Source organism: Viridibacillus arvi (assembly GCF_001274945.1).
GTDB classification, from domain to species: Bacteria; Bacillota; Bacilli; order Bacillales_A; family Planococcaceae; genus Viridibacillus; species Viridibacillus arvi.
Genome location: NZ_LILB01000005.1, coordinates 1428414 through 1447063, shown reverse-complemented (window position 1 = coordinate 1447063; position 18650 = coordinate 1428414). Strand labels below are relative to the sequence as shown.

The 18650-nt window shown below is 36.2% G+C and carries 14 protein-coding genes; 10 read left to right on the top strand and 4 right to left on the bottom strand.

Translation table 11 applies throughout. The annotated features are described in order from the left end of the window. Nucleotides 1-42: 42 nt before the first annotated feature. Nucleotides 43-1908, top strand: a complete 1866-nt coding sequence (gene abc-f / locus AMD00_RS16110; RefSeq protein WP_053418009.1) for a ribosomal protection-like ABC-F family protein — start codon at nt 43-45, stop codon at nt 1906-1908. A 66-nt stretch (nt 1909-1974) separates the two neighbouring features. Here abc-f and AMD00_RS16105 read toward each other — a convergent pair whose 3' ends face one another. Further along, nucleotides 1975-3348, bottom strand: coding sequence for a polysaccharide deacetylase family protein (locus AMD00_RS16105; RefSeq protein ID WP_053418008.1), 1374 nt, complete (start codon nt 3346-3348; stop codon nt 1975-1977). 240 nt (nt 3349-3588) lie between these two features. On the opposite strand from AMD00_RS16105, the gene AMD00_RS16100 reads away from it, so the two are divergent. Both AMD00_RS16100 and AMD00_RS16095 read left to right on the top strand, forming a co-directional pair. After that, nucleotides 3589-4329 (top strand): threonine/serine exporter family protein, encoded by a 741-nt coding sequence (locus tag AMD00_RS16100; RefSeq protein ID WP_053418329.1) that lies wholly within the window; start codon nt 3589-3591, stop codon nt 4327-4329. A 10-nt stretch (nt 4330-4339) separates the two neighbouring features. Next, nucleotides 4340-4804 carry a threonine/serine exporter family protein gene (locus AMD00_RS16095; RefSeq protein WP_053418007.1) on the top strand — a complete coding sequence of 155 codons (465 nt, stop codon included), beginning with the start codon at nt 4340-4342 and terminating at the stop codon, nt 4802-4804. 79 nt (nt 4805-4883) lie between these two features. Here AMD00_RS16095 and AMD00_RS16090 read toward each other — a convergent pair whose 3' ends face one another. Further along, a complete protein-coding gene (locus tag AMD00_RS16090) occupies nt 4884-6899 on the bottom strand; it encodes a sensor domain-containing protein (RefSeq protein WP_053418006.1) in 2016 nt (671 codons plus the stop codon). A gap of 202 nt (nt 6900-7101) precedes the next feature. Here AMD00_RS16090 and AMD00_RS16085 point away from each other — a divergent pair, with 202 nt between their 5' ends. From AMD00_RS16085 to AMD00_RS16075, 3 genes are all read left to right on the top strand, one after another. Further along, nucleotides 7102-8019, top strand: a complete 918-nt coding sequence (locus AMD00_RS16085; RefSeq protein WP_053418005.1) for a DMT family transporter — start codon at nt 7102-7104, stop codon at nt 8017-8019. A 206-nt stretch (nt 8020-8225) separates the two neighbouring features. Next, nucleotides 8226-9959, top strand: coding sequence for an ABC transporter ATP-binding protein (locus tag AMD00_RS16080; protein WP_053418004.1), 1734 nt, complete (start codon nt 8226-8228; stop codon nt 9957-9959). Beyond that, on the top strand, nt 9952-11775 hold the full coding sequence (locus tag AMD00_RS16075; RefSeq protein WP_053418003.1) for an ABC transporter ATP-binding protein: 1824 nt from the start codon (nt 9952-9954) through the stop codon (nt 11773-11775). Before AMD00_RS16080 ends, AMD00_RS16075 begins: the two co-directional genes overlap by 8 nt. Nucleotides 11776-12082: 307 nt before the next feature. Here the strand turns inward: AMD00_RS16075 and AMD00_RS16070 are convergent, their stop codons facing one another. Beyond that, nucleotides 12083-13150, bottom strand: a complete 1068-nt coding sequence (locus AMD00_RS16070; RefSeq protein WP_053418002.1) for an acyltransferase family protein — start codon at nt 13148-13150, stop codon at nt 12083-12085. A gap of 81 nt (nt 13151-13231) precedes the next feature. Between AMD00_RS16070 and AMD00_RS16065 the strand changes: the two genes are divergently transcribed. From AMD00_RS16065 to AMD00_RS23305, 3 genes are all read left to right on the top strand, one after another. After that, nucleotides 13232-14128 (top strand): GNAT family N-acetyltransferase, encoded by an 897-nt coding sequence (locus AMD00_RS16065; protein WP_245639540.1) that lies wholly within the window; start codon nt 13232-13234, stop codon nt 14126-14128. Between the two features lie 37 nt (nt 14129-14165). Further along, nucleotides 14166-14774, top strand: coding sequence for a GDSL-type esterase/lipase family protein (locus AMD00_RS16060; RefSeq protein ID WP_053418000.1), 609 nt, complete (start codon nt 14166-14168; stop codon nt 14772-14774). A 268-nt stretch (nt 14775-15042) separates the two neighbouring features. Continuing rightward, entirely contained in the window at nt 15043-15180 is a 138-nt protein-coding gene (locus tag AMD00_RS23305) for a hypothetical protein (RefSeq protein WP_157059267.1), read from the top strand. A gap of 55 nt (nt 15181-15235) precedes the next feature. On the opposite strand, the gene helD is transcribed toward AMD00_RS23305, so the two are convergent. Beyond that, nucleotides 15236-17467 carry an RNA polymerase recycling motor HelD gene (gene helD / locus AMD00_RS16055; protein ID WP_053417999.1) on the bottom strand — a complete coding sequence of 744 codons (2232 nt, stop codon included), beginning with the start codon at nt 17465-17467 and terminating at the stop codon, nt 15236-15238. Nucleotides 17468-17641: 174 nt separating this feature from the next. On the opposite strand from helD, the gene AMD00_RS16050 reads away from it, so the two are divergent. After that, nucleotides 17642-18361, top strand: a complete 720-nt coding sequence (locus tag AMD00_RS16050; protein WP_053417998.1) for a glycerophosphodiester phosphodiesterase — start codon at nt 17642-17644, stop codon at nt 18359-18361. The last annotated feature ends 289 nt before the right edge of the window (nt 18362-18650 follow it).

Here is an 18650-nt window from a genome sequence, read left to right as displayed (position 1 = left end):
AGAGTGCTTTCAGCTGTGTCATACGGAAGGAAGTAATCAATCATGATTTGTACAGTTCAACATATAAGTAAAATGCTCGGTGGGAATAGTATTTTTGAAGACTTAGTTTTAGATATTAAAACAGGTGATCGTTTAGGAATCGTTGGACGTAATGGTTCTGGGAAGACGACTTTATTTAAACTTATTGCAGGGGTAGAATCACCAGACCAAGGAGAAATTCATTTTAAAAAAGGAACTAAAATTGGCTATTTAGCGCAAATTCCAATATTTGCAGAAGAGATTACAGGTCAGGATATCTTAGCGCAGGCATTTAAGAATTTACTTGATTTACAGAGGCAAATGCAAGAACTTGAAAATAGTATGGTCACTGCAACGTCGGAGCAACTAGAGAGATATTTAGTTCGATATGGTGATGTGCAAGAGCGCTTCACATTAGCAGATGGTTATAGTATGCAAGCTCAAATTGAGATGATCATTAATGGACTTCAATTAAATGATTTTGTAGAACAGCCATTTAATAGTCTTAGTGGTGGAGAAAAGACGAAAATTATGCTCGGTCAATTACTTTTGACTAAGCCGGATTTACTACTATTAGATGAACCTACGAATCATTTGGATTTGTTTGCTGTAGAATGGTTAGAGCAATATTTAGTCGACTATACAGGAACAGTTGTGATAGTATCGCATGATCGCTATTTTTTAGATAAAGTTGTCACGAAAATTGTAGATTTAGAGCAAGGTGAGTTGCAAGTTTATCATTGTAGTTATTCAGACTTTTGTGTTGAAAAGGAAGCGCGTCTTATGCGGGAGTTCCAACAATACGAAGAACAACAAAAGAAGATGAAGAAGATGCGTGAAGCAATCAAACGCATGCGACAATGGGCGAATGAAGCCAATCCACCGAATGAGGCAATGCACCGACGTGCGCGTAATATGGAGCGAGCGCTAGAACGTATTGAAAAGTTGCGCAAGCCAATTATTGACCCTAAAAAAATGGATTTATCCTTTGAAGCAGCACCTCGAAGTGGAAAGGAAGTTGCAAAACTTGAAAATGTCACAAAAGCTTTTGGAGATAAGGTATTACTCAGAAATGTAAATTTACAACTTCTATGGCAAGAGCATATGGCAATCGTAGGTCGAAATGGTACTGGAAAATCTACTATCTTGAATATGTTACTGAATAAGACAACGGTAGATACAGGAACATGTAAGTTAGGGAGCCAAGTGAAGATTGGTTATCTATCACAGCATTTTCAAATTGATATGCCTAAAGCACGTCTCATTGATGTTTTTCGGGATGAAGTTTCTGTCACTGAAGGTGATGCTCGTCATATTTTAGCTAAATTCATGTTTTACGGAGCAGATGTTTTTAAGAGAATTGCAGATTTAAGTGGTGGTGAACGTATGCGACTTAGATTGGCGCAGCTCATGCATCAAGACGTCAATTTACTGATCTTAGATGAACCGACAAATCATTTAGATATAGAATCAAGGGAAGTGCTAGAAGACGCCTTAGAAGACTTTAGAGGTACTATTTTAGCTATTTCTCATGATCGCTTCTTTTTAAATAAATTATTTACAAGAACAGTGTGGCTAGAGAATCAACAATTAATAACATATGAGGGTCCGTACGACTGGGCACGACAAAAGTTTAATGAGAAACAAGCTCTTAACTCGCCACAGTCTATAAAACAAGAGAAAAAAACATCTCCAAAAGTAAAAGTAACAAAAAATGATACAAAAAAAGAGCAAGAAATTGCACTGATTGAAGCTACTATAAAACAACTGAATCAGAAAATTCATCAAGAGCAGGATTGGAACTTATATGAACAACTAATAGCCGAGAAAGAAAGAGCAGAGCAACAACTAGAAGTTTTATTAGAGGAATGGATGGAAGAATTAGAATGAGCTAAAAATAGCCCTCGATTACATTATGTAATCGAGGGCTAACATCACTAGTCTTGGGCTATACAATTATCTTCTTAACTCAGATATGGTTACAAATTCATAACCCTGCTTTTGTAAGTAAGCTAATACAGAATCTAAACCTTGAGCTGTTGTAGGTTGAATATCATGCATTAAAATAATCGCGCCATCATGACTATACTGTTTGACCATATTTAAAAGTGTTTTAGGATTACGATGTTTCCAGTCAAGTGTATCAACATCCCATAAGATAACTGGTAGTTTATTTTGCGAACGCACTCTCTCGTTGATTGAACCATAAGGTGGGCGGAATAACGTTGGATTTTCGCCCGTAGCTTTTTTAATTTCTTCATTGGTACGGTTGATTTCAGCTTTAATCTTCTTATTTGAAAGTGTGATTAAATTTGTATGTGAAAATGAGTGATTGCCAATTTCATGTCCAGCATCTGCAACTTTTTTTGCAAGCTTTTGATTGTACATTGCTTGGCTTCCAAGCATGAAGAACGTTGCCTTCGCATTATATTTCTTAAGTGATTTTAAGATTTTCGGTGTTACTTTTGCATTTGGACCATCATCAAATGTTAATGCAATTTGTTTCTTTTTTGTACCATCTGGATTTATTCCTGCTATTTGGAATGGTTTAGCCAGTATACTATTTACAGAAGAAAGTGGTATTTTAATCTTTGAGATAGCATTACTATTATCGGACAATTTAGCACCGTCAAAATAAATGTATAAAGAGCTATCAGTTAAAGAAAAGTTTTTATAATTTGAAAACGTAGGTGTTGTAGAATTTTTTAATTTTGTTGTATTGATATATGATTTAAACTGGTCATCGCTTTTTATTTGTTTTTGGACAAAAGGTATAAGTTTTGACAGATTATTTTCGTTTTTAATAACGTTGTTTAAAAACAACTGTTTATTATTTTTTTTATCATACATAAAGGTTTGGATAGTTTTTTCTTTACTTCCTGTGCCTTTATATGTATTTTGAGTTAAAACAAACGAGTAGTAATTCTTTTTATGATGCAAGGTTTTAAATGTTATTGTTAACTTGCCAACTTTATCTGCATCTTTTTGGAGTATTTCCTCCATGCTAGCTAAGTAGGTATCGCGCGTCTTGTAAACGGCATCCTTTATAACTTTATTGAATTCTTTATCTTCAGTTTGGGGATATTCAATTGAATAGGGCATACGTTCGTCTCCTGAAATTATAGAGGCGATTTTAATACCTGTAAATTTCGAATCCTTTGTTTGATGCTCAGGTGGTGCTGCTAAAGCTACCCCATTTGTTACTGAAGATTCTTTGTCGTTTTTTGGTGCTAAAAAAAAGAAAAGCAAAACAGCAGATAGTACAAAAATACTACTAATTAATATTGTGTCAATCCAAAGCCCTCTTTTTTTAGGGCGTGATGTGGTCATTTCCCCAAGACCTCCTTTAAAACTATTATGTGTTCTATTCTATACGATTAGACGGCAAAGTGGCGCGAAAAGTTTTGAATTTATGTTAAAAAATCATCTTTTGTTGAAAAATAAGTAAAAATGACGCGAAAGAGGCATTTTGTCACACAGGATATTACATTTTTTTACTAATGAATAGTCATACATAATGTTTTTTTACTAAATTTTGTTTATGAAGGGCAGGGAAAAACAGTGATTGAAATGGAAGAAGAGGAACTCGCAATAGATTGTTTTCTTCTAGCTGGAAGATTACTTATGCAAAGTGGAGCGGAAACGTATCGTGCTGAAGATACGATGTTACGTATGGCAAATTCACAAGGATTAACATCTGCACAGAGTTTTGTGACGCCTACAGGAATAATATTTTCAGCTGGTCATAAAAGACCAACAAGAATTGTTCAAATACCCAGACGCTCGACAGATTTAGAGAAAATTGCGCTTGTAAATGGTGTATCACGTCGATTAACCGCAGAGCAAATTACTTTGTCAGAAGCGTTTGAAGAATTACAACGTATAGACCGTTCAAATTTATATTTCCCAACTTGGCTACAAATAGTCGCTTCGGCAATAGCAAGTGGATGTTTTTTAATTTTATTTGAAGGTGTTTGGAGTGATGTTCCTGCAGCAATATTAGCTGGTGGAATTGGTTTTTTACTTTTTGTTTTAATGCATGAGTTAACAAAGGTAAAGTTCTTTGCAGAATTTACAGCTGCATTATTTGTAGGTATTACAGCGTTTTTAACAGTAAAATTGGGTATAGGTATCCAAATAGATAAAATTATTATTGCTTCTGTGATGCCGTTAGTACCAGGCTTACTTATTGCAAATGCAGTGAGGGACTTGATGGCCGGACACTTTGTATCAGGAGTAGCAAAAGGAACGGAAGCTTTTTTAACAGCATTTGCGATCGGTGCGGGTGTTGCACTAGTATTGTCATTTTAGGAGGAATACTATGTTTTGGGTCACCCAAGGAGTTCTTAGTTTTTTAGCAACAGCTAGTTTCGGAATTCTTTTTAATGCTCCGAAAAAAACTCTATTCCATTGTGGGTTAGTTGGAGCCATTGGATGGTTAATATACTATTCTCTATTGAAGCATGGTATGGATGCTGTATTAGCTTCATTTGCGGGTTCGTTTGTTATTGCGATTGTGGCACATATGTTGGCAAGACGTTTTAAAATGCCGATGATTATCTTTAGTGTTGCTGGTATCATTCCACTCGTACCTGGAGGAATGGCTTACAATGCAATGAGGCATGTCGTTGAAAATGAATATCTTGAAAGCATTCAATATGCTGCTAAGGCATTCATTATTACAGGTGCCATTGTTATGGGTCTTGTCTTCGCAGAGGTGTTTATGCAATTCATTTTCAATATAATACGCAAGCGTAAGGCAAAAGCGTTACAAAATGAAATATAAAGAGAAAAATGGCCATCGCTAATTTGAGCGAAGGCCATTTTTATTTAGGAACTGTATTTATTGGAAAATATATAAAGAATTATTTTAAAAGCTTTTCAACTTCTTTAGGTGTGATAGGGTGGCTAATATGGTAGCCTTGCGCTGCATCACATCCAAATGATGTAAGTAATTCTAATTGCTCTGCTGTTTCAACACCCTCAGCTAAAACACGCATATTAATAGATTTTCCAAATTGGATCATACCTTGTATTAATTTTTGCGCTTTCTTCTGATATTGAAGTGTTGAAATAAATGTTTGGTCAATTTTAATTTCAGCTAAAGGTAAGAGTTGCATGAAACGGAAAGATGCATACCCTGTACCAAAGTCATCAAGGACGAAGACAATACCGTCAGTTTCTAATTGCTTCATCTGTTGAATTATGGAAGTTTCTGCTTCAGCTTCTAAAGCAAATTTTTCTGTAATTTCAATTTGCAAAAGTTTAGCAGGACAATTTGTTTTCTCTAAAACTTTTCTAATATGTTGTACCATGTTTTTATCACGGAATTCTCGTACAGATGAATTAATACTTACTTTTAAATCTAAGCCTTTTTTATGCCAAGCTACTGCTTGTAAACAAGCTTGTTCAAGCATAAAGGCGCCAATATCATTAATCAAACCAGTTTCTTCGGCGATTGGAATTAAGACATCTGGTGTAACGATACCGATTTCCTCGTCTTCCCAGCGCACGAGGGCTTCTACACCTGTAATTTTACCTGTTTCTAAATTTAACTGGGGCTGATAAAGTACTTTTAAGTTCTTTTTATCCAACGCGATTAGCAGGCGCTTTTCAATAATGGCCTTTGTACTAAGTGCTTTATGATCAGCTTTTGTTAAACTAATAATATTACCACCACCATCAGAACGCACTTTAGAAATTGCCGCATGTGAGGCTTTCACTAAATGTGAGTATGATGACTGATCTTCAGGGTACTTTGTAATACCTCCGCTAATTGAAAGTGGTATTGCACGACTGTTTACATAAATAGGGTGTTGTTTTAGATAGGCAAGGAAACCTTGGATAAACCATTCACCAAGTGGAGTTAATACGACAAATTCATCTATACCGACTCGAGCCATTGTGCTATCTTGGAAATATATCTTCATACGGTTTGTGAATTCCTGTAAAAGGACAATTTCTGTTTGTTCATCATAAATTTCCTTCAAAGAGTAAAATTTATCAATGCTTAGGTAAACAAAAGTAAAATGATTCTTTTCTTGAATCATATCAGTGACGATTTGTTCTAAACGATAGCGATTCATTAAACCTGTTTCTTGATCAATATAAGCGATTTTTTCTAAGCGGTTTTGTAGCAGTTTTTTTTCTGTAATATCATTTTCGAGCAGTATAAAGTAGGAAGGGTTTTTACATGTCACGAAAATCGGGATAGCCGTTAAATCTACCCAATAGGATAAGCCGTCTTTCGACATCTTCTCAACTTCGCCTTTCCAAGTCTTACCGTTTTTAAGGGATGTCCAGATGTTATTTGCATCAGCAGTTCCGTTATCCGTTTGAGGGAACATTTGCCAAAATGTTTTGCCTATAATTCTTTTCGGCGTCCATTTGCTCCGTTTTAAGAAATTGTTGTTTGCAAAATTAATTAAACCTTCTTGATCCATTGTTAACATCATAAAGGAGGATTCTAATCCTGCTTTTAAACTAATTAATTCTTGATAGGGTGATGGGTCTTTTTGGATCTCATCTGTCATTTCAAAATGAAAAAATACATAACGCTCATTCTCGATAGTAAATGCTTTTGCTAAAGCAGACGAAAAGATAGCTTCTTTATTTTTCGCTATGAATGCCATTTTGTCGAAATGGAAAGGTTCAGGAGAACGTAATAGCTTTGTCCATCCATCTTTATGTAGGCCTGATTTCTCTGCTTCTATGAATGGGGTAAATTTCCCAAGAACTTCATCAGCAGAATAGCCGAAAGTTTTTTCGGCTTGGCGATTCCATGCTGCTACGATTCCTTCATGATTAACAATCATCATTGGGAATGGCATTTGGTTCAAAACTGAATTGGCTGTACTAAAAATTGTTTGAGTTTCATTCATGCATACGACGACTCCTTGAAGTTACTATATCTATTATTATAGTGAAAAGAATGTCATCCGTCATTAGTAATAGGTAATGTATATAAAAGAAATTCAGAATTATATATTAATATTGACAGTGCATAAAGGTTAAAATGGGGAGAAATATGCAAAAATATATCGAAAAAGCAGTAAAATATAATCATAAATGAGGGGTTTAGGAATGAATCATCAGTCACATAGATTAAGAGGGATAATACTGATTATTTCTGGAGCAATGCTTTGGGGTGCTACGGGGCCACTTATGGAGTGGGTATTATCTAATAGCGAGTTAACTGTACCGTTTATGCTAACAGTCCGTCTCATTTTGGCTGGTATAATACTATTATCCTTTTTATTTCTAACTAAAAAAGATGTAACAAGTATTTGGAAATATCCTGTTTGGTGGAGGAAATTAGTCACGTTTGGTGTTTTAGGAATGCTGGGAGTACAATATTCATTCGTAGCAGCTATTGATGCTAGTAATGCGGTTGTGGCAACATTACTACAATTTTTGGCACCTATTTTCATTATCATTTTTGTTTCAATTTCTTATCGCAAATGGCCACCAAAATATCAAGTATTAGGTATTCTAGGGACGCTTATTGGTTTGTTTTTATTACTAACTAATGCTTCTTTTGAGACATTACTCGTAAGTTCTGAAGCTCTTTTATGGGGAGTCGCGGTTGGTTTAACATTTGCTTTTTATACTTTATATCCTGCAGCTATTATGAAGGAATGGGGTGTCCTTATTGTAGTAGGATGGGGAATGCTAATCGGAGGTATTGTACTAGGTGTAATTTCGCAAGTCTGGAGTTCAGATGAATGGAGCCTATTATTAGACCCGAAAATCGCATTAATGTTAACTGCTATTATATTTTTTGGAACAGCTGCCTTTGTATTGTTTTTAAGTAGCATGAAATATATTACAGCTGTAGAAACAAGTGTGTTGTCGAGTATGGAACCATTAACAGCTATGATCATTTCTGTTATTTGGCTAGGAAGAACACTAGCGATATGGCAAATTGTGGGCATAATAATCATGCTTGTTTGTGTGACTTGGCTTTCCGTTGAAGGGGATAAGCAACAAGAAAACATTTAAATTTGGTTGAAAAATAAACTAAATGAATGGTCTCTTTCACTTTTTGAGTGAGGGGGCTTTTTTTAATATACATGAGAAAAACCATTAATAAAATTATCCTTCTAAATATTTTGAATTTTTATAGCACAAGGTATGGCTATTTTATGGCATAATAAGGAACAATTAAATAAATTTCGAGAGACGAAATGAATATAGGGGGTTATACCATGAAGACGATGTTTTCATACATAAAACCATACAAATGGTTCGCTGTTATTGCTATTTCGCTCATGCTTGTAGAGCTTGCTGTTGAGTTAATACAGCCATTAATTATTAAGAAAATTATTGATGATGGAATCGTTTTACAAGATTCTGCAACGGTTTGGTTATGGGGCGGAATAATGATGCTAATAGCATTCCTAGGTTTTATAGCAGGTGTTACAAATTCATTTTTTTCAGCACATGCTTCACAAAGCTTTGCCTTTGATTTGCGGAATGAATTGTTTAAAAAAGTACAATCATTTACAATGGCGACGTTTTTGAGGTTTCCAACGGCAGGACTTATTACGCGCTTAACAAGTGATGTATCTCAAGTGCAACAAGTCTTATTCATGAGTCTACGAGTCATGTTACGTACGCCTCTTGTTGTGATTGGTAGTTTAATAATGGCGTTTTATGTGAAGCCATCATTAGCTGTATATCTTGTAATAGGTGCTCCGTTTTTAGCTATTTTCTTATTTTTAATGGTTCGCAAAGGTATTACTTATTTCTCAGCCGTTCAAAGGCGTGTTGACCGAGTCAATCGTGTTATTCAAGAGAATTTACAGGCGATGCGGTTAGTAAAAGCCTATTTGCGTGGATTGTACGAAGCAAGTAGGTTTGAAAAAGTAGCAAAATCTTTGAAGGTAGATACCTCTAAAGCGTTACGAACGATGGAGTATATTCAGCCTTTATTGCTGTTTGTAATGAATGTTAGCTTGCTTGTGGTTCTTTGGTTTGGAGCGGGGAAAATTGAGCAAGGAGAAACACAAATCGGTGAACTTGTAGCGATAGTCAACTATGCACTACGTATGACAGGGGCATTTTCAATGTTTTCATTTATTATCGTATTTATTTCACGAGCGAAAGCATCAGCGGATCGTATGGAGGAAGTATTGTTAATTGAAAAAGGTTTAGAAGACGATGAGAAGTATGAAGGTTCATTGGAAGTTGGGCAACGTGGTACTTTACGTTTTGACAATGTTTCTTTTAAATATCCACAGACAGATGAATTCGTATTACGTAATATCTCTTTTGAATGTGATCAAGGTGAAAAATTAGCTATTATGGGTGCGACGGGCTCTGGTAAATCAACATTGTTACAGCTATTACCCCGTTTTTACGATACGACGTCTGGGAATATCTTTGTGGATGGAGTGAATGTGAAAAACTGGCCACTAGAAAAGTTGCGTGAGGCGATTGGTTATGTACCACAGCGTGCATTGTTATTCACAGGTTCTATCCACGATAACGTAACATGGGGCAAAATAGCTGCTTCAATTGAACAAGTACAAGAGGCAACAATACAGGCACAAATCCATGATTCAATTCAGCATTTCCCAAATGACTACGAAACAAGAGTTGGCCAAAAGGGAGTAAATTTATCGGGTGGTCAAAAACAACGATTATCAATTGCAAGGGCATTAATACGTAAGCCGGAGTTTTTGATCTTAGATGATAGTACTAGTGCATTAGATGTCAAAACGGAATCCGCATTATGGAGTGCGTTAGAGGGTGAAGAGGCAACAATGCTTGTTGTAACTCAGAAAATTCGAACAGCAAAGGGAGCTGACCGTATTTTACTGCTAGAAGACGGATTCGTGTCAGCATTTGGTACTCATGAAGAATTGATGGAAGGCTCTGTATTGTATCAAAAAATTGCGACCTCACAACAAGAGCAGGGGGTGGATGATAATGTTTAAAGCAATTCGAGAACCTTTTGGTTATAAAAATATTTTGACGAAAGAAGATATACAAAAGAAGCGTAGTAAGAAGGTGGATCGCGCAACAAATTGGGGTTCAACGCTAGGCCATATTTGGCGTATCGTGGATGAACAACGCGCGCTATTAATTGTTGTACTACTAATGGTAGTAGCGAGCTCGATATTTTCATTACTAGGTCCTTATTTAATTGGGAAAATTATTGATAACCACATTATGAAAACGCAGTTTGCAGGATTGTCTAAGCTGATATTTGGTTTGATTGCCATTTATATAGGTTTGTCATTATCATTGTTTCTCCAAAACTATTGGATGATTGGTATTGCTCAACAAACGATTTATCGAATGCGTACAGGTCTATTCACAAAATTGCAGAAGTTGCCAATTTCATTTTTTGATAAGCGTCAACATGGAGAGTTAATGAGTCGTATGACAAATGATATTGAGAATGTTAGTTCGACCTTGAATAGTACATTTATTCAAGTATTCTCAAGTGTTTTAACGTTAGTTGGGACGTTGGTTGTCATGTTGTCAATGAGTCCTCTATTAACACTATTGACGATGATCATCATCCCAATAATGTTCGTTGCTACAAGATGGATTACACGCCGTACAGGTAAGTTATTTAAAGAGCAGCAGCAAGCATTGGGAGCATTAAATGGGATGATTGAGGAGTCGATTTCAGGACAACGAATTGTTAAAGCTTTTTCTCAGGAGCAGCGTATGATTGAAGAGTTTGCAGAGAAAAGTAGTAAGTTACGAAACGTTGGCTTTTGGTCTAATGTTTACTCAGGTGGTATTCCAAAGGTCATGAACCTTTTAAATAATGCAAGCTTTGCCATTGTTGCGGGAGTTGGTGGTTTATTAGCTTTGAAGGGCCAAGTGACAATTGGAACGATTGTGATATTTTCAGAGTATGCTCGTCAGTTTACACGTCCACTAAATGATTTAGCGAATCAGTTTAATAATGTTTTGTCAGCTATTGCAGGAGCAGAACGTGTTTTTGGTATTATGAACGAAGAAGAAGAGAAGGATTTAGCTTCAAACAAAGTGATCCAACAACTACAAGGCGACGTAAAGTTCAATGATGTCTCGTTCAAATATGAACAAACAGATGAAGCACATACGATAAAAAATGTTAGTTTTCATGTAGAGGCAGGTCAAACAGCTGCTTTAGTAGGAGCCACGGGGGCAGGTAAAACAACTATTTTACAGTTACTCGCACGATTCTATGAAGTAAATAAAGGTGAAATTACTATTGATGGTACACCAATTCAAGAAATGTCACGTCAAAATTTGCGTAGTCAAATGGCATTTGTTTTACAAGATCCGTTTTTATTTGAAGAAACGGTTAGGGAAAACATTCGGTATGGTCAGTTAAATGCAACAGATGAGGAAGTAGAAGAAGCTGCACGTAAAGCTAATGCACATGATTTCATTATGAAATTGCAGAATGGTTATGATACATTTCTATCTGCTGATGGCGCTGAAATTAGCCAAGGTCAAAAGCAGCTATTATCTATAGCAAGAGCACTTGTTGCAGATCCTGTAATTCTGTTGTTAGACGAAGCAACGAGTAGCATTGATACTGTAACAGAGTTGAAGATTCAAGAAGCTCTAGAACGTTTAATGAAAGGGCGTACAAGCTTTGTAATCGCTCATCGTTTGAATACTGTACGACAAGCCGATATTGTCTTTGTCATGCAACAGGGTGAACTTGTTGAAGCAGGCAGCCAGCAGGAGTTAATTGAGAAACAGGGGATTTATTATAAAATGCTAGAAGAATCAAATGCATAACTCTTTATATAAATAGAAGAGGCATTCACCCATTCCATATGGATGAGTGCTTTAGAGTGTCGACCAAAGGCATCGAGAAGTCAAATCTCGATGCCTTTGGTCATTTTTACATTCTTTTTTAGGTTTAAATAGAACCACTGGATCAGGAAGGCCGTGGGTGAATACAAGCCTTCAAATAATGGATAGATAATTGTTTATAGTAGACTGTAATAGTTACGTATTCAGTTGATTGGAGCGGAGGGCGGCCCCGCCCGCGGAAAGAGTCCGCCCGCAGCGGGAATCAACGGCCTTATTCATACATATTTTTTTATGTGATAAATAGTTTACTATTAAAGAGAATCGGACGTTTAGCACGAATATCTCCGATGAAGAATAATCCGTATGGGATGAATTTTTTAATAACTAAAGATCCTATGATAGATATACCCAGACATAGAACTGTATAACCAACGAGTCCGTAGTCAAAGAAATTATTCATCTGTTTATCTACCGAAATATGCATATACATAATAGTGATTGACTGCATTTCGATAAACTTCAACGCTTTAAATGGTGTGAAGCGCGTAATAAATTGGAATATACCGAAAATGGTAATGATAAAAATAAAAGGGATGATAAGATCCATTAAGGCATCATTGTACCGAATAAACTTCAAGCTTAAGTGATAATCAAATTGATCTATCCATGCCAGATACATTGCTAAGAGTGAACTAACTGTACAAATTGTCCATAAGGGCAATCGTATGTGTAAAAATAAATCTTTTGCATAATAGCCAATGGCGAAGTAGACCAAAGCTATGAGCGTAACATCCAAATTCCATAGTATAGGTATAGTTTGTGAAGCTTCAGCAGACGAGCCACCAATAACATCTATTACATAGTAGCTTTGTATATGCGCGATAATGTAGCAAATTGCAAGTACAAAAAATTGATAGAAGCGGTTTAAATATTTTGTTAGTAATAAGAATAATATATAAGTAAAGAATAAGACCGTTGTAAACCAGAATACACCGTAAGATCCGCGTGCATAACGTCCACCAATAATGAGCGTACTTAAATCCTCCATATACCATGAAATATCGGTATTTCCATAAGCGAATGCCAATATATAACGAATACATGTAATAACTAATAGGAAGAAGAAATAGGGAATCGTCAATTGCATAAATCGTTTTTTTACAGCTTTACGAATAGGCTCGTCCTTTGCTAGCGGTTTGAAGAATAATCCACTCAGTACGAAGAAAGCTGGCATATGGAACCAATAGATATATTGTAAAAGAGGGTAATCCAAGTCTCCAGGAAAATGACCTATTACTACTAATATCATTAAAAATCCCTTAGTCACATCAACCCAAGTTAATCGTTGTTTTGTCATAGTAAAACCTCCATCTCGATATTCTATACCCCTAAAAAGCCAAATGATAGTCGCATTATTTGATAATTTGTTATCATTTAGATGACAAAACAATTACAACAAGGTGGTTTCAATTTGAATATTTTTATAATGAAAGCAACATACCCTATTGATGGTGAAACTTATCAGGAAGTTTTACAATTATTGGGTAAATCTGGACTAGAAGATAAACTAGATTACAAAGTAGTGATGAACGAAAATAGCTGGTGCAACCCGGAGGCATATGGTTTTTTAGTGCTGGCTTATGATGATGATAAGGATGAACTAGTTGGTGTAGCTAGTGCCGTTGATACGATGGGTTTCAATACATTTGAATGGTCAGCAGTTGTAGCTCCTATGTATCGTGGTATGGGGATTGGAAAACTACTAGTTGAGAGCATTGCAGCTGGGTTTAATGAACGCAATGCTGTTGGAGAATTAGCTCTTACATTAAACGGTGACAAAGGGCGTGAATTCATCGAAGCACAAGGTTATGAATATAGTTTTTCAGAAGCGACACTACGGGCAGATGCTGAATATACCGATGTTATCAGTGACTTAACAATTCGCTTATATAATGGTGAACGCGATGCACTTGTTACTGTTTTTGAGTTTGCATTTGAAGATACTCCAGAAGATACAGATCATCTAATCTCTACGAATACGTCAACAAAGGGGCGTGTATTATGGGTTGCTGAAAAAGATGGTGTAGTTGTAGGCACTGTGACTTCAGTTGAAGAGAATGACGTCCAGTGGGTAACTGCATTAGCAGTACATCCTGATTTCCAACGTCAAGGTATAGGAGCAGCACTTTTAGCGTGGGTTAAAAATATTGCTGCCCAAAAAGAACAATCTACAGTATTGCTTGATGTTGAGATTGAAAATGAACAAGCGCTATCTGTCTACGAACGAGCTGGATTTTCGAAAATACAGCAAGTAGATTATTTCGCAAAAAAATAATATCTAGAAAAGAAAAATAGCAAAAGGGGATTGTTAGATGAAAATCATTTGTTTTGGAGATAGTATTACAGCACGAAAAGAAAACTATCCAAAACCGGTTTTAACATCCATGCTAAAGTTGAAAATGAAACAGCATCAATTTATTAATGCAGGAGTATCTGGTAATACAACGGAGCAAGCTAGAGTTCGTTTTAAGAAGGATGTACTCTCAAAAAATCCTGATGTCGTAACAGTTTTATTTGGAGGAAACGATTCTGCAAAGCACAAATTAATACCGATAGGCACCTTTAAATCTAATATTCGCTACTTTGTTCAGCAAATTGGAGCTGATCGAACAATTCTAATTACATCTCCGCCGGTCGATGAAGCATTACAACCAAATCGTAAAAATCAGAGGTTGAAAGAATACGGCCAGGCGGCCAAAGATGTCGCAGAAGAAACAGGATGTCATATCATTGATTTTTTTGAAATTCTCTATAATAAGCCAAATTACAAAGAGCTTTTGGTGGGCATAAAAAACGATGGATTACACTTCGGAGAAGCAGGTTACGACCTGTTATCAGATGCGATAGTAGCAGAAATAAATAAAATGGATGATGTAAGTAAAAAGGGTTTTTTTAAAAGAATATGGAGTATATTCAAGTAATCCGAAGAATACCAAGCAAATTGTAGTTTGCTTGGTATTTTTAATTTACTAAGTTTAAAATAGGAGTTTAAAATCATAAGTCATTTAAGGGTAGTAGTAGTGGAATAGCGATCTATATTTAACGAAACATTTATTTTTTGAAATTCTAACTGAAAATTTGAAATTAATAATAATTTTTACTAAAAATATACATATTCTGTCGATAATATTCATAAACTAATGGTAATGTTAAGAAAGTACAAAAACCATCGCAAAGGGGAGATCTACAATGAGATTACCTGCATTAGGAAAAGTCGATGTAAAAAATGAAAAGCAATTAGTAAAAGAGAAAAAGGGTATCCGTAGAAAGATAATGAATATCTTTTCTAAAAAGCAAAATTATTATCCTCTCTCTGCGAGAAAATAAAAAAGAGGCTTCCAATTGTCGGTTTGCAAACGACTTTTGGAATGCCTCTTTATTTTTATTCTGCTAATAAAAACGCACTGCGCGAAGAGCCAACTAAATGTAGCTCATGCATGGCACGGGTGACAGCTACATATAGAAGCTTACGGTCAAGTGCTGTATCACGGAATGGCCTTTCGATGGCAGTTACAATAACTGCATCAAATTCAAGCCCCTTCGCTAAATGACTTGGTATGACAAGAAGTGCACCCTGGTCAATCTCGGATGATTCAGATAAAGTCTGAGCCATTACACCAGCATTTTGTAATATCTTCGTATAGTCCGTTGCTTCATCAGAAGTCTTACAAATGAGTGCGATGGAACGGTGCCCTTTTGCTCTAATTTGTTGATGAATATCTTCAATCGCTACGGGGTCAATTATTTTCATCTCATGGAAGGTTGGTTCATCTCCATGACGGACAACTGGCTCTACAAGCGGTAAATCTTCGCCCATTTTCGATAAAATCTCATTTGCAACAGCCATAATCTCTATTGTAGTACGATAGCTTTTTTGCAAAGTTTTATAAGTAGCGCGAGGGAATAACTCGCGTACAGGCGTCCAGTCCGTTAAGGAGCGGTAACTATGTATTCCTTGGGCCAAGTCGCCTACCATAGTGAACATATCAGTTTCTAGACCTTCTTTTAAAGCAGCTAACTGGAATAAGCTATAATCTTGCACCTCATCGATGAAAACAACGCGCATTTTCCATTTTTCGTTGACCCCTTTAATTTTGGCATGCAAATAGAAGATAGCAGCCAAATCTTCTAAGGCCCAAGTTTCTTTTATATGGGCGTTAAAAAATTGCTCATGTTCTGATTCAGACCATTCGGGAGATAGCTCTTTTTGTAAATCATAATTCGTCAAAAACTCACGATACAAGGTTTTAATTTTATGCTTTTTAAAGCGCTTCATATAATTTGAAGTGGTAGATTTAGCTGTTTTTTCAACAGCTGGAATACGAACATCACGTTCATCAATCCATTTTGTCACCGTCTGTTTACGTTTAGCAGCATCTTGAATACCAAACAATGCTTTATCCAAAATTTCATCATATCTTTTATTTAAAGAAAGTAGTATTTGCTTTTTCTTTTGTCGTACATAATTTTGTAGCACAGCTTTAATTCGTTCAATTCGCTTTTCGAAGGGCATATAGGCAAAATCTTTTAAGAAAAGTTTTCTTAAATGGGAGCCTGTTAAAATACGATATTTTTCGATATAAACATCTTCGAATTGATCAGCTATTTGGGATTCAATTTTTTTCAAATAACGATCCATAACATCTCGGTATTCAAGTGAACCTTTCATTCTGGTTAGCCAAAGCACTATTTCATCGATAACGTCTTCGCTCACAAGTTTTTCAAGTTGTTCATTTGGATTTTGGATTTTCAGCTTTATATCAGTTGCTTGTTGCACATAATCTGAGTATGTTGTTTGGCAAATTTGATCGACACCAAGCTCAGGTAAAACGTCGCCAATATAGTCTATGAACAGCTGATTAGGTGCTAAAATCATCAATTCTTTTGCGTTAAAATGCTCACCCATTGTATATAGGAAATAAGATATTCTATGAAGAGCAATAGTTGTCTTTCCTGATCCGGCCGCACCTTGTACGAGTATTGGTTGCTTTAAATGAGCACGAATAACATCGTTTTGTTCAGCTTGAATCGTTGAGACGATTTCAGTAAGCCGTACATCAGCTTTACCTGCCAGTGCATCTTGTAATAGTTCATCGTTTGTTGTTAGGTCAATATCTTGGACGTCTAAAAGTTTGCCTTCTTCAATTTTATATTGCCGTTTCGAAAAGAGGTGCCCATTGTATTCTTCGTCATGTACTTTATAAGTAAGATCACCAAGTCGCCCGTCGTAGTATACGTTCGCCACGGGAGAGCGCCAGTCAACGATTATAGGCTCTTGCGTTTCACGGTCAAAGAGAGATGTCTTACCAATATATAATTTTTCTGTTGGTTCGCCTTCTTTTTGGAAATGTATACGGGCAAAATAAGGTTTTTGTTGAACTGCTTCAAGGCCTTCTTTTTGATCGAGTGCCATTTCAAAAAATCGAGCATTCGTTAAAATATTGAGGTAGCTTAAACTTGAATCTAGGTATTCTAAATCAGACATAGATTTTCGAATACTGTCCTGTGCTGATTGAACGTCACGTTTGGATTCTTCTAAGAGTTTTCGCATATAATGTTTTGTGTAAGCCAGGCGCTGAGCTTCTTGTTCAAAATCGGGATGCTTCTGTGTCATTTACAGTCCTCCAATTTGGCAATTTTGCGTCCTGTTTAAGATGTTGGGGTTTTGATAGCAATGATAAATATTACTACATGAATTCAGTGAGTACAAGTAAAAGTTTTCAATTGTCTGGAAATTTTAGAAAGTGTAGCATAAAATTAATGATTATATCTATGGAGGAAATGATTTATGAAAATATTTGCACATCGTGGAGCTTCAGGTGATTTCCCTGAAAATACATTATGCTCTTTCCGTGAAGCCGCAAGATTACCCATTTATGGCATTGAATTAGATGTCCAGCGCACAAAAGATGGCATTCTCGTAATCAATCATGATGAACGTATCAATCGCACTTCAAACGGAGAAGGTTATATCCGTGATATGACCTTTGAAGAATTACGTTCATATGATTTTGGATCATGGAAGGGCGAGCAATTTGCAGGAGAGAAAATTCCAACTCTGCAAGAAGTATTGGATATTTTCAAAACGACTCATCATATGATTAATATTGAATTGAAAACAGATGTCTTTTTATATAAGGGGATAGAAGATGAAGTAATAACTTTGCTTGAAGAAAATGGCATGTTGGATAGAGTTGTCTTTTCATCATTCGATCATGAAATGGTAGAACGAGTATTAAAAAAGGCACCTCAGAATGAAGTAGGGGCCTTATTCATGAAGATTTTAGTGAATCTACATGAGTACGGTGTCATGATAGGTACGGATGCATTGCATGTTTCATTAGTAGCGGCTAAACGCGAAGCTGTTAAAACGGCAATTGAACGAGGTAATATAGTGCGCGTCTATACAGTGAATACAAAAGAAGATTATGATTTGATGAAAAAACTTGGAGTCGAAGCTGTTTTTACAGACTATCCGGAGAAACTCTATTTGCATGGGAATAGATGAGGGAATAGTGCTCGCTAACATTATTGGGATTGGTTAAGGGATATTTGGAGAGGATTGTCGCTACTCAGGGAGAGATTAGCGCTACTGGGGAGAGAATTGTCGCTACTCAGGGAGAGAATTGTCGCTACTCAGAGATTAGCGCTACTGGGGAGAGAATTGTCGCTACTCAGAGATTAGCGCTACTGGGGAGAGAATTGTCGCTACTCAGAGCGAGATTAGCGCTACTCGGGGGAGGATTGTCGCTACTCGAGAGGACTAACGCTACTCAGGAAGAAATTAGCGCTACTCA